We start from the raw sequence: 12,203 nt of genomic DNA on the forward strand, positions 1-12,203 counted from the left end.
CAAAGGTGACATCTCTGAAGGCTTTCTTCTAAGATTCTCCTCCTGAATAAGCCTTTAGATTCTGTAATCTGAAGGCTTATTCATTTACACGCCTCTCTCCTTCTGCAGCCTTTTACCGCTTTGCCTTTTGCTTCCGGTTTTGAATCTATTTTAGAAAATTAGCCCCTAAACGTTGCCCATGAACTTCGTGAAGTTTACCCTGCTTTTGCTTTTTACCGTGACTACCTGTTTGGCCCAACAGAATGCCCCCATGCGGCTGTGGTACGACAAACCAGCCGCCAACTGGAACGAGGCGCTGCCCCTGGGGAATGGGCGCATCGGGGCCATGGTGTTCGGCGGACTAGCCAGAGAACAGCTGCAGTTGAATGAGGAAACGGTATGGGCCGGTGAACCGGGTAATAACGTGAAGAACGATCTGAACAGCGCCCTGCCCCAGATCCGGAGGCTGATTTTTGAAGGCAAGCACAAGGAGGCGCAGGCGCTGGCGTTGGAAAAACTCCCCAGAAACGCTCCCGCTGGTAACAACTACGGTATGCCTTACCAACCCGTGGGCAACCTGTTCCTGCACTTTCCCGGACATGAACGAGCCACCCACTACACCCGTGATCTGGACATCAGCCAGGCCCAAGCCTCGGTCTCGTATCAGGTAGGCGATGTGACGTTCCGCCGCGAGATGATCACCTCTTTTACAGACCAGGTCATTCTTATCCGGCTCACGGCAAGCAAACCCAACAGCATCACCTGCACCCTTTCCGCCGACAGTCCGCACAAAACGTATCAGGTGAGCACCCAGGGCAATAAACTGATTCTGGCGGGCACCTCCGGAAACGTGGCCAACAAACAAGGGAAGGTAAGATTTCAGGCCCAGATCCAACCGAAGGTGATAGGCGGAACCGTCAGCGCCACGGACAATGCGCTCCAGATCACCAATGCCGATGAGGTGGTGGTGTACGTGGCCATGGGCACCAACTTCAAAAACTACCAGGACCTCTCTGGTGATGAGGCGGCGAAAACAGCCCAATTTTTAAAAAAGGCGTTCAAAAAGGATTACCGCAAAGCCCGCGAGGCGCATATCAATCATTACCAGAACTATTTCAACCGGGTAGCGCTGGACTTGGGTACCACCGAGGCCATGGGCAAACCCACCAATGTGCGCCTGGCCGAGTTCGCCAAGGGCAATGATCCGCAGCTGGTGAGCCTATATTTCCAGTTTGGGCGGTATTTATTGATCTCCAGCTCGCAGCCGGGCACCCAGCCGGCCAACCTGCAGGGCATCTGGAACGACAAGGTTTCCCCACCTTGGGACAGCAAGTACACCGTGAACATCAACACCGAGATGAACTACTGGCCCGCTGAGGTCACCAACCTGCCGGAGATGCACGAGCCGCTTTTCGGCATGTTGAAGGACTTGGCCCAAACCGGCAAGGAAGCCGCCGCCAAAATGTACGGCGCCCGCGGCTGGACTCTGCACCACAACACCGATCTCTGGCGCATGACTGGTCCTGTAGACGGGGCGTTCTATGGTCTTTGGCCCATGGGCGGCGCCTGGCTTACGCAGCACCTTTGGCAGCATTACCTGTACACCGGAGACCGCAAGTTCCTGAAGGAATATTACCCCGTTTTGAAAGGTGCCGCCCAGTTCTTCGCCGATGTGCTGCAGGTAGAACCCACGCATAAGTGGCTGGTGGTGGCCCCATCTATGTCGCCGGAGAACTCGCACCAGAACGGGGTTTCCATTGCCGCCGGCACCACCATGGACAACCAGTTGGTATTTGATGTGTTCTCCAACGTGATCAACGCCGCGGCGGCTCTGAGAACCGACCAAGCCTTCGCCGATTCATTGCGCACCCTCCGCGACCGTCTGGCCCCCATGCAGGTAGGCCAACACGGGCAGTTGCAGGAATGGCTCCAAGACTGGGACAAACCCACCGACAAGCACCGGCACGTCTCGCACCTATACGGTTTGTTCCCCAGCAACCAGATATCCCCGTTTACCCACCCAGAATTGTTCCAGGCCGCCAGAACGTCGCTGGTCTACCGGGGCGATAAATCCACGGGGTGGTCTATGGGCTGGAAAGTGAATCTGTGGGCCAGGCTGCTGGACGGAAATCGCGCTTACAAGCTCATAGAAGACCAACTCACGCCCGCCGGGGCGGTAGAATCCGGCGAAGGCGGAGGCACGTACCCCAACCTTTTCGATGCCCACCCCCCGTTCCAGATCGATGGGAATTTTGGTTGTACGTCCGGCATCGCGGAGATGCTTTTGCAGAGCCATGACGGCGCGTTGCACTTGCTGCCTGCTTTGCCGGAAAACTGGCAAACCGGTGAGGCAAAGGGCTTGGTGGCCCGCGGCGGTTTTGTAGTGGACTTGCGTTGGGAGAACGGCAAGGTAAAGGCTCTCACCATTCATTCTAAGTTAGGCGGTAACTGCCGGTTACGAGTAGCCAATGGGGTAGAACTGCAGGGCAAAGGAAGCTTGCAAAAAGCCGAGGGAGCCAACCAAAACGTCTTATTTCAGACTAATGCCATCAAAACTCCACTGGTTTCAGCCAAAGCTACTCTTACCCCGGTTGAGGTTCCAACCACTTCGCTCTTTGATCTGGAAACCAAGAAAGGGAAAACCTATGAGCTCATCGGGCTGTAAGGATTTATCTGGCTGGAATGGTCCGGAACATACTTCTGTCCAAAGGAGAATAGCCCCTCTATTTTTGACCTGTTTTTAAGGAATGAGCCTAATAACGAGAGGCTACAGGATCATTCACCCAGTATAGCTTTTTAGCCCCAAACTTAAAAAATGGTTAAAGTATTCGTTTTATTACTAAAGAAAACTTAACAAAATAGCTTATACCTTTTATATTTGTTAACAGCCAGTCTCTATTCTAACGAGTTGGTTTTAAAAAAGAGGGAACTTCAACCTTACCTCACAAATTGCCAAACTATGGATGGTTCTTCCAACAGCGCTCTGCAAACCTATGACAAGCACGTAGGACTTAAGTTTCAGTTATACAACAGTCTGTTCACCTCTCTCCCTTTTCATCGGGTAGAAAAAACCGGCGTGTTGCTGTCAATTTTCCTGTTGCACTGCGAGGAAGGCTTCGCCAAAGAGCAGAGCCCCAATGACATCATCAGCACTTTCTTCAACCAGTACACGCCTTACCGTACCGGGCAGGAGCAGATGGACCTGCTGTTTCGGTTTGTGCAGTACGCCGAGCGCCAGGTGGTGTTGTTTGACGCCCTGGAAGATGCTTCTTTCAAAGAGACGCATGACATGGCCGGGGCTGGTACCTTGCGGCATTTGCAGGCTGAGGTAGAACAAACCCAGACGCAGCAACAACTGAAAGAAAAGCTAAAGGATTTCTCGGTGAGGCTGGTGCTCACGGCCCACCCTACCCAGTTTTACCCCAGCGAGGTGCTGGGCATCATCAACGACTTGTCCAAGGCCTTGGTGAGCGACAACACCGTGCAGGTCAACAGCTACCTGCGCCAATTGGGGAAAACGCCGTTCTTCAAAAACGAAAAGCCCTCGCCCTATGATGAGGCGGTTAGCCTGATTTGGTACCTGGAGAACATCTTCTACCAGGCCGCCGGACAGATCATGTCGCACCTGAAAAGCCAGTTCCCCGAGGCGGTCTCTCCTCAAAACCCAGTGATCAGGTTGGGGTTCTGGCCGGGGGGCGACCGGGACGGAAATCCCTTCGTTACGGCGGCCATCACCTTGCAGGTAGCCGAGTCCATCAGGGGAAGCATCATCAAGTCGTATTACCAGGATGTGCGCAAACTCAAGCGGCGCCTTACGTTCAAAGGGGTACTGAATGAATTAATTTCTTTAGAGCAGAAGTTGTACAACAACCTTTTCCTGCCCGGCTACAAGGCCGACATCACCAAAGAAGACATCCTGGCTCCCTTGCAGCGGATCAAAACGATCTTGTTGGAGGAGCACAATTCCCTTTTCCTGGAACTGGCCGAAAACCTGATCAGCAAGGTAGAATTGTTCGGGCTGTTCTTCGCCTCGTTGGATGTACGCCAAGACAGTTCTGCCCACACCGAGGCCTTGGAAGCCATTGCCGCTACTACCGATGCACTGCCCAGCAATTACCCGCAGCTTTCTGCCGAGCGGAAAATTGAAGCCTTACTGAACGCCAATACCACTGTTGACCCATCCTGGCTGGAGAATGAACTGCACCGCGACACGCTGGAATCCATGCAGGCCATCAAAACCATCCAGGAAATCAATGGGCCGGAAGGCTGCCACCGCTACATTATCAGCCATAGCACCAGCGCGTTGGATGTCATGGAGGTTTATGGCCTGTTTCTGCTAAGTGGCTGGAAAACCGAGGAACTGAGCGTGGACATTGTCCCGCTTTTTGAGACCATTGATGACTTGAAGAACGCCCGGGATGTCATGGAGGCCCTGTACAATTCCGACGTATACCGCCAGCACCTGCAACGCCGGGGCAATATCCAGAGCATCATGCTCGGCTTCTCAGACGGCACCAAGGACGGCGGCTATCTCATGTCTAACTGGAGTATCTACAAAGCCAAGGAAGAACTGACGTCCTTGGCCCAGCAATATGATTTGCAGGTGGTGTTCTTTGACGGCCGCGGCGGACCACCCGCCCGAGGGGGCGGCAGAACGCACCAGTTCTATGCTTCCATGGGTCCAAAAATCGCGAGCAAGGAGATCCAACTGACCATTCAGGGACAGACCATTAGTTCCAACTTCGGGACCACAGACTCGGCCCAATACAACATGGAGCAATTGATGCACGCGGGCATCAGAAACGCCTTGTTCACGGCCCATGAAACTACCTTGTCGCAAGAGGAAGAGCAAGTGATGCAACGCCTCGCCGATGTCAGTTACGGAGCTTACAACACGCTCAAGAATCACCCAAATTTCCTGGAGTACCTAAACTACGCCAGTCCGTTGCGGTATTATGCCGAGGCTAACATCGGCAGCCGACCATCTAAGCGGAAACCGGGTAAACTGAATCTGAATGATCTGCGGGCGGTGCCTTACGTGGGTTCCTGGAGCCAGTTAAAGCAGAACTTGCCGGGGTATTACGGGGTGGGCAGCGCCCTGGAGAAACTGGAGGCCGAAGGGCAATGGGAAGCCATTGCGCAACTGTACCGCCGCTCCCTGTTCTTCAGAACCTTGCTGGGTAACTGCGAGATGGCCATGACCAAGTGCTTCTTCCCGCTGACGGCTTTCCTGGCCAACCACCCTAAATACGGCGAGCTCTGGAACATCATTCATGAAGAGTTTGAGCGCACGCGAAAGTATGTGCTACGCCTTACAGGCAACGGCCACCTTATGGAAGACAAACCGGTGAACCTGCACTCCATCCAGATGCGCCAACGGATTGAGTTGCCCTTGCTCACCATCCAGCAGTTTGCCCTTACCAAGATAAGGGAGATGGAAGAACAGGAAGCTGAGACCCCAGATAAAAGCAAGTTTGAGAAACTGGTCATGCGCTGCTCTTTTGGGATCATCAACGCCGAGCGGAACTCAGCTTAGAGATTATATAAACAAGAAGAGGCCATTTCTGCAAGGAAGTGGCCTCTTCTTGTCTTGGAGTATTTTCTAGAAAGTAGCCCTAAAGCGCCAATCTTTCAATCTCCTAGAATAGGATCAACGCCACTCTTCAACCAGATGAAAGAGTATAGCTGCCGCAAGTTTGGCAGTTCGGTTATCCAAGTCGAAGGCGGGGTTTAGCTCTACCACATCCAAAGACATCATCTTGCCGCTTCTGACCACCTCCAGTATAAAAGGCAAGAGTTCCTGCGGGCTCATCCCGAGGGCGGCAGGTGCACTTACCCCCGGGGCAAACGGGACGGCAAACACATCCAGATCTATGCTGACGTACAGTCTATCTACTTTCTGAATAAAGCGTCTGATCTGGGAAAGGTGGGTAGCCTTTTCTTCCTGTTGAAGAGACTGGGCAGTGATGTACTCTACCCCTAAATCTGACGCAGTCTGGAAAAGCTTGCGGGTGTTGCCGTATTCCTGAATGCCCAAACATAGGTAGTGAAATTCTTTGCCCGCCGCTTTCAGGTCGTGGGCTATCTGCAGAAAGGGCGTCCCGGAACTCGGGCCCTGGTCATAGCTCCGAAGGTCAAAGTGTGCATCAAAATTGATGATCCCCAGCTTTCCCCCTTCTTGCAAAGCTTTTTGGATGCCTAGAAAGTGTCCGTAAGCGGTTTCGTGCCCGCCCCCCAGCACTAAAGTCCGGTAGCCTCTTGTGAGCAGCTTTTCCACCTTTCGGCCTAACTGCGCCTGTGCTTCTTCTAACCGCTGATCGGCGCAGATCACATCTCCTCCCTCAAACAGGTGCCTGCCTTCGGGAAGATGGTCGGCCATGGAGGCCAGCGCCTGACGGATGGCATTTGGCCCCTCTGCTGCCCCTCCTCTCCCTTGGTTCCGGCGAACGCCTTCGTCACAGCTAAAGCCCAGGAAAACAAAATCATTTTCCCCGTTGGGTACGTCCCCGGACAGATCTACTAAGCGAATGACCTGGTGCCATCTCTGCCCCAGTTCTCCATCCTGGGCATCCACCCGCCCCTTCCAGGTAGATTTATCTGCTGGTTTGTACATAACTTCTGCCTTGCTGCCGCATGGGTATACTTCTAGATTTTCTCTATATTACGATAACCATTTACGAACTCCATCTTACCTCACACCTTTTATCTCAAATTTAATGTCACTCCTTTACTCGCTCCTTTACAAAGCCAAAGAAGAAAATAAGCCGGTTGCCTTACGAGTAAACTCTGCCGAAGGCTCTAAACTATACCTTGGATACTTGTTAGACTACAACGAGGAAACCATCAGCGTAAAATCAATCAGTACGCAAGGATTGCCAAACGGAATCCTGATCCTGAAAACAGTAGACTTGTACGGGGTAGACTTTGATGATATTTTCCTGCGCAGACTGGAAGTGAAAGAAACCAGCCTCCGGAAGATCTATTCCGAGACCACCATTCCGGCCATGTTCCATATCGGCAACTGCAGCATGGAAGAAATCCTGCACCAAGCCCAAAAAGAAGAGCAGTTGATTTACCTGTATTTGTACCAGGACCTGGGCCTCTACGGCTTCATTAAGGAAGTTTCTGATACCGAATTCCTGATGGAGGTATATAACAGCTACGGCCAATACGATGGCCTGACCGTGCACCAAATCGAAAACATCAAGAACATTAATTGGGACGACGAAGACACCCGGATTGTGCGCATCCTGCTAGATCGCGAGAAGTCTATGAACTAACCTTTCTGGTTTCTTTTTCCTGCTTGCCTTATCATGAAGGCTTTCAAAGCTTTCTGCCGGAGACCTGATTAGGCCACTCTTTGTTAAATTAACCGGCCACGCTTCCAGACCAGCGTTGGTTTCAACTTTCCCTGGTGGTAAAGAATCTCCTGGTAATGGTCTGTTGGAAAAGCGATCATATCTGCAAGAAGATTGGGGGCCAGTTTTCCCCGGTCCTCTAGCCGGAGAGCCTGGGCAGCCCGGTACGTGATACCCGCGAAAGTCTCGGCCAAGGTCAGTTTCTCCGAGGCTCCTAGTAAAGCTGCCTGCAAGAGCAAGTCCCCCATCGGGGCCGATCCAGGGTTCCAGTCTGTGGCAATGGCTACGCAAAGGCCGGCATCCAGCATGGTACGCGCCGGGGCGAAAGGCATCCCCAAGCCTAGGGAAGCACCGGGCAAAACAGTCGCGACTACTACGGCCACTTTCAATTGGGCAATTTCCTCCGTTCCGCTGGCTTCCAGATGATCCGCAGAGACGGCTTTTACCTGAGCGGCAATGTGGCTGCCTCCGGTGCTGAATTGGTCAGCGTGCACGGTAAGGTCAAAGCCCATGGCTTGAGCGACCTGCAAGTAGGTGAGTGCTTCCTGTTCAGAGAAAGCCGTATCTTCAATGAAAATATCTACGCGCCGGGCTAGGTTCTGCTCTTTTACTTTTGGCAGTAGTTCCTGTAAAACATGCTGTAAATAGGCTGCGGCTTCAGAGAATTCGGGTGGCCGCAAGTGGGCTGCCAGGCAGGTGGGTACCAGATCCAGCGGGTGCTGCTGGTTAGCCGTTTGGATCGCCTCCAGCATCTTAAGCTCCTCTTTCACCGATAGCCCGTACCCGCTTTTTACTTCACACGTGGTGACGCCTTCGGCTAGGTGCCGGTCACAGCGTGTCAACAATGCCTGCACTAGTTCCGCCGGAGAGGCTGCCCTTGTTTTAGAAACGGTGTCCAGGATTCCGCCACCGGCCCGGGCAATCTCCAGGTAACTTTTTCCGGCCACCCGCAAGGCGTAATCCCTAGACCGGGAGCCTGCGAAACAAAGATGCGTGTGGGCGTCAATGAACCCCGGCAGCAGTACCATGGGTTTCTCTATCGTTTGCAGTGAAAAGTGAGTTGCTTCTGCTTTCAACTGCTCAAAAGGCCCAATCCGGACAATCTTCTCTCCCTCCAGTAAAATGCCGCCCTGCTCTAAGATCTCTAATTGGTCATCTGTAATGGCCCCGCCTACCGGAAGGTTGGTCATGGGCAGGATTTGAGCGAAAGGTCCAATCAGGGTAATAGGTGCCTGCGGTGATTCCATGAAAGCAGCTACGGGAAAAGGTGAGCCTGAGGGTTCAGGTCCCTCCTCCAAATGGATGATTGATTTTGAAGTAGTTTTAGGAAAACAAGCCTAAAGGAAAGTCTGCTGCCCCTTTAGAACAGAATAGCTTTACAGCCCTAAGTCAAACTTTTGGGCGTTTTCCTGTGCCTTTTCATACCCGGCATCAGCGTGCCGGTAAATACCCAAGGCTGGGTCATTGTACAGCACCCGGCGCAGGCAATGGTCCGCGCGGTCGGTGCCATCGGCCACAATCACCATGCCCGCGTGTTGCGAATAGCCCATGCCTACCCCCCCACCGTGGTGGAAGGAAACCCAGGTAGCCCCGCCGCTGGCGTTGGCCATAAGGTTGAGCAAAGGCCAGTCAGACACCGCATCAGAGCCGTCTTTCATGCCCTCGGTCTCGCGGTACGGAGACGCCACTGAACCGCAGTCCAGATGATCCCGCCCGATAACGATGGGCGCTTTCACTTTGCCTTCGCGGACCAATTTATTAAACAGAAGACCGGCTTTCTCGCGCTCGCCCATACCTAGCCAACAGATTCGGCTAGGCAGGCCTTGGAAAGCCACCTTCAATTCCGCCTGCTTCAACCACTGAATCATGTGGCCGTTCTCGGGGAAAAGCTCCTTCAAAGCGGCATCGGTCACCCTGATGTCTTCGGGGTCCCCAGAAAGGGCAGCCCACCTAAACGGACCTTTGCCTTCGCAGAAAAGAGGCCTGATAAACTCAGGCACAAACCCTGGTATCTGGAACGCGTTCGGCTCCCCTCCCTGTTGGGCAAACTCCCGCAGGTTGTTGCCATAGTCAAAAGTGCAGCTGCCCCGGCGCTGCAGTTCCAGCATGAAGCCTACGTGCCGGGCCATGCTCTTAAGGGATCGTTCGCGGTACAGCTCAGGATCGGCTTTGCGCAGGGCTAGGGCTTGGGGCAGGCACATACCGTGGGGCACGTACCCGTTGGTGGGGTCATGGGCCGAGGTCTGGTCGGTTAGAATATCCGGGGTGATGCCATCCTGAATCAATTGCTCCAGCACATCACCGATATCCCCTACCAACCCAATGGAGACGGCCTCCCCTTTGTCTCGGGCAGCCAAGGCCAGGCGCACGGCTTCACGGTAATCAAACGTCATTTTATCTATGTAGCGGGTCTCCAGCCGTTTCCTGATTCTTTCGGGGTCAATGTCTACCCCCAGGAACGTGGCCCCCGTCATGGTGGCCGCCAGCGGTTGAGCGCCACCCATGCCGCCTAAGCCACCGCTCACAACCAATTTGTGGCGCAGGTCTCCTTTAAAATGGGATCTTCCACAGGCCGCAAAGGTCTCATACGTTCCCTGCAGTATGCCTTGGGTGCCAATGTAAATCCAGGAACCGGCCGTCATCTGGCCATACATCATCAAGCCGCGCTCCCGCAGTTGGTTGAAATGCTCCCAGGTAGCCCACTTGGGCACCAGGTTGCTGTTCGCAATGAGAATCCGGGGCGCCTCGGCATGGCTCCTGATTTTCCCTACTGGTTTCCCCGATTGGATCAGCAAACTCTCATCTTCGTCCAGTGTCAGGAGCAGCTCTACAATCTTGCGGGCATCTTCCGGGGTACGTGCCGCCTGACCTATGCCGCCGTACACCACCAAACGGTCGGGGTCTTCGGCAACCTCGGCGCTCAGGTTGTTTAGAAACATCCGGAGGGCTGCCTCGGCTTGCCAGTTTTTCGCGTGCAGTTTAGGGCCGCGGGGCGGAAAATAGACCGGGTGTTTGGCATAGGTCTGAACAAACTCGTCGGGAGACAGCTTAGAAGAAGCAACGGAGGTAGAGAGAGCTATCGTTTCCATGCTAGAAGAATAGGTTTAGTGCTATTAGAGATGGCGTGACGGTAATGGGTTCATTAATATACTAAAAATTCTTAATAGGTTTAAAATTTCAAGAAAGTAGTAGCGCCTTTCTAGGGTTTTTAGCCGCTTTTGGTAAAAGGGATCTTAAAGCAGGGCTGTGTTCCATGTACAAAACCTATCATCCTAGGCAAGACACCATTAAAGAGCCGTCTGCGTAAAACTCATCCAGAAAGACTACCTTTGCTGTGGAATTATGGAAGAACAGAAAAACAACCCGTTGCACGGAAAAACCTTGGAGATGATTCTGGTGCAGTTGGTAGACCACTACGGATGGGAAGAATTAGGAGACCGCATCCGGATCAACAGCTTCACGCACAACCCCAGCATCAAGTCTAGCCTTACTTTCTTGCGCAAAACGCCCTGGGCCCGCCAGAAAGTGGAAGACCTGTACCTACGCACCTTCGCCCGGTAGTACTTTTTTAGGGGTCTTGCCGCCCAAAAAGCTGGCGCACATTTTTCCGCACACGTATAGTATTCAGAATCAGCAGCAACATGTCAACAGATAACAGACTTCGGCTTAACAAATTCATCAGCGACTCGGGCTTCTGCTCGCGCCGTGAGGCCGATCAGTACATAGAGGAAGGGCGCGTGACCATTAACGGGCGCGATGCCAAGAAAGGCGCCACCGTGAAACCCGGCGACAAAGTGGCGGTGGACGGCGAGGCCATCAGGTCTAAGAAACCGAATGAACGGCCCATCTACATCGCCTTCAACAAACCTTCGGGCGTGACCACCACCACCGACCCCAAGGACAAGAAGAACATCATTGACTTTATTGGCTATCCCAAACGCATCTTCCCCGTCGGGCGACTGGACAATGCCTCTGAGGGGCTCATCTTCCTGACCAACGACGGCGACATTGTAAACAAGATCCTGCGCGCCGACAACAACCACGAAAAAGAGTACGTGGTGATGGTGGACAAGCCTGTGACCGATGAGTTCATCAAAAGCATGAGCAACGGGGTACGCTTGTTTGAAGGCGTGACCAAGAAATGCTTTGTGCAGCAGCAGGGCCATAAGGTTTTCAGGATTGTGTTAACGCAGGGCCTGAACCGCCAGATCAGACGCATGTGCGAGGCTTTGGGCTACAAGGTGGAGAAACTGAAACGCGTGCGCATCATGACCGTGAAACTGGACGATCTGCCTACTGGCCACTGGCGTTACCTGACCTTGGAGGAGATCAAGTCTATCAACCAACTGGTGTCAGAATCTTCCAAGACCGAAGATGCTTCTTCTTGGAGCAAGGAGGCTGCCCGTCTGGCGGAGGAAGAATCTCCCGAAGAGGAAGACGATGTGATGGAAGAGTTTGGCGTGAAGGTGCACCGCGTGGCCAAACCAAAGCGGACAGGCGATGCGTACGAAAACCCCAAATCAAAAGCAGTCCGCAGACCCGCCCCTGATTCTGGTGCCACCCGCCGGATTCCGAAGGAATATACGCCTGGCAGAAGACCTAAAAGTGATGCAGCCGGGTATACAGAAGATGCCACCGGAGCCGGTAGAACATCCAAGACACCTGCCCCTCGGAAAGCCAAACCAGCAGCTGGCAAAAACTTGAAAACCAAGTCTGAGCACACCTCCAACAAAACCGACAGAACTCCCCGCGGCTCATCGGGTAAGTCTACCAGAACTTCTTCCCGGCCATCATCGGCTGATCAGAAGCCGAAGAGAACCGCCGGTACCAGAGGCAGAGGAAGACGATAGTACGTTTTGTGGCCTT

Annotated in this window: 8 protein-coding genes; 5 read left to right on the forward strand and 3 right to left on the reverse strand. The window is 53.4% G+C overall.

Features of this window, described 5'->3' with window-relative positions:
- Positions 1–178 precede the first annotated feature (178 nt).
- Positions 179–2,644: a glycoside hydrolase family 95 protein gene (locus tag ACW9SV_RS20035; protein WP_479558550.1), complete on the forward strand. Its 2,466-nt coding sequence runs from the start codon at positions 179–181 to the stop codon at positions 2,642–2,644.
- Between the two features lie 294 nt (positions 2,645–2,938).
- Positions 2,939–5,515 carry a phosphoenolpyruvate carboxylase gene (locus ACW9SV_RS20040; protein ID WP_479558551.1) on the forward strand — a complete coding sequence of 859 codons (2,577 nt, stop codon included), beginning with the start codon at positions 2,939–2,941 and terminating at the stop codon, positions 5,513–5,515.
- A gap of 114 nt (positions 5,516–5,629) precedes the next feature.
- Here the strand turns inward: ACW9SV_RS20040 and hutG are convergent, their stop codons facing one another.
- Positions 5,630–6,592 (reverse strand): formimidoylglutamase, encoded by a 963-nt coding sequence (gene hutG / locus ACW9SV_RS20045; RefSeq protein ID WP_479558552.1) that lies wholly within the window; start codon positions 6,590–6,592, stop codon positions 5,630–5,632.
- Between the two features lie 103 nt (positions 6,593–6,695).
- Here hutG and ACW9SV_RS20050 point away from each other — a divergent pair, with 103 nt between their 5' ends.
- Positions 6,696–7,259, forward strand: coding sequence for a hypothetical protein (locus ACW9SV_RS20050; RefSeq protein WP_479558553.1), 564 nt, complete (start codon positions 6,696–6,698; stop codon positions 7,257–7,259).
- An 83-nt stretch (positions 7,260–7,342) separates the two neighbouring features.
- Here ACW9SV_RS20050 and hutI read toward each other — a convergent pair whose 3' ends face one another.
- Together hutI and hutU are read right to left on the reverse strand one after the other, a co-directional pair.
- Positions 7,343–8,584 (reverse strand): imidazolonepropionase, encoded by a 1,242-nt coding sequence (gene hutI, locus ACW9SV_RS20055; protein WP_479558554.1) that lies wholly within the window; start codon positions 8,582–8,584, stop codon positions 7,343–7,345.
- Between the two features lie 129 nt (positions 8,585–8,713).
- Positions 8,714–10,426, reverse strand: a complete 1,713-nt coding sequence (hutU, locus tag ACW9SV_RS20060; RefSeq protein WP_479558555.1) for a urocanate hydratase — start codon at positions 10,424–10,426, stop codon at positions 8,714–8,716.
- 253 nt (positions 10,427–10,679) lie between these two features.
- Here hutU and ACW9SV_RS20065 point away from each other — a divergent pair, with 253 nt between their 5' ends.
- Together ACW9SV_RS20065 and rluF are read left to right on the forward strand one after the other, a co-directional pair.
- Positions 10,680–10,898 (forward strand): VF530 family protein, encoded by a 219-nt coding sequence (locus ACW9SV_RS20065; RefSeq protein WP_479558556.1) that lies wholly within the window; start codon positions 10,680–10,682, stop codon positions 10,896–10,898.
- Positions 10,899–10,978: 80 nt separating this feature from the next.
- Complete coding sequence (gene rluF, locus ACW9SV_RS20070) at positions 10,979–12,187, forward strand: 23S rRNA pseudouridine(2604) synthase RluF (RefSeq protein WP_479558557.1); 1,209 nt, start codon at positions 10,979–10,981, stop codon at positions 12,185–12,187.
- Positions 12,188–12,203: the final 16 nt, after the last annotated feature.

The organism is Rufibacter sp. JT20002 (genome assembly GCF_056491185.1).

What these genes read in the sequence shown, in the direction of transcription:
- ACW9SV_RS20035 (WP_479558550.1), top strand. Translation starts at nt 179, where the DNA reads ATGAACTTCGTGAAGTTTACCCTGCTTTTGCTTTTTACCGTGACTACC.
- ACW9SV_RS20040 (WP_479558551.1), top strand. Translation starts at nt 2,939, where the DNA reads ATGGATGGTTCTTCCAACAGCGCTCTGCAAACCTATGACAAGCACGTA.
- hutG (WP_479558552.1), bottom strand. Translation starts at nt 6,592, where the DNA reads ATGTACAAACCAGCAGATAAATCTACCTGGAAGGGGCGGGTGGATGCC.
- ACW9SV_RS20050 (WP_479558553.1), top strand. Translation starts at nt 6,696, where the DNA reads ATGTCACTCCTTTACTCGCTCCTTTACAAAGCCAAAGAAGAAAATAAG.
- hutI (WP_479558554.1), bottom strand. Translation starts at nt 8,584, where the DNA reads ATGGAATCACCGCAGGCACCTATTACCCTGATTGGACCTTTCGCTCAA.
- hutU (WP_479558555.1), bottom strand. Translation starts at nt 10,426, where the DNA reads ATGGAAACGATAGCTCTCTCTACCTCCGTTGCTTCTTCTAAGCTGTCT.
- ACW9SV_RS20065 (WP_479558556.1), top strand. Translation starts at nt 10,680, where the DNA reads ATGGAAGAACAGAAAAACAACCCGTTGCACGGAAAAACCTTGGAGATG.
- rluF (WP_479558557.1), top strand. Translation starts at nt 10,979, where the DNA reads ATGTCAACAGATAACAGACTTCGGCTTAACAAATTCATCAGCGACTCG.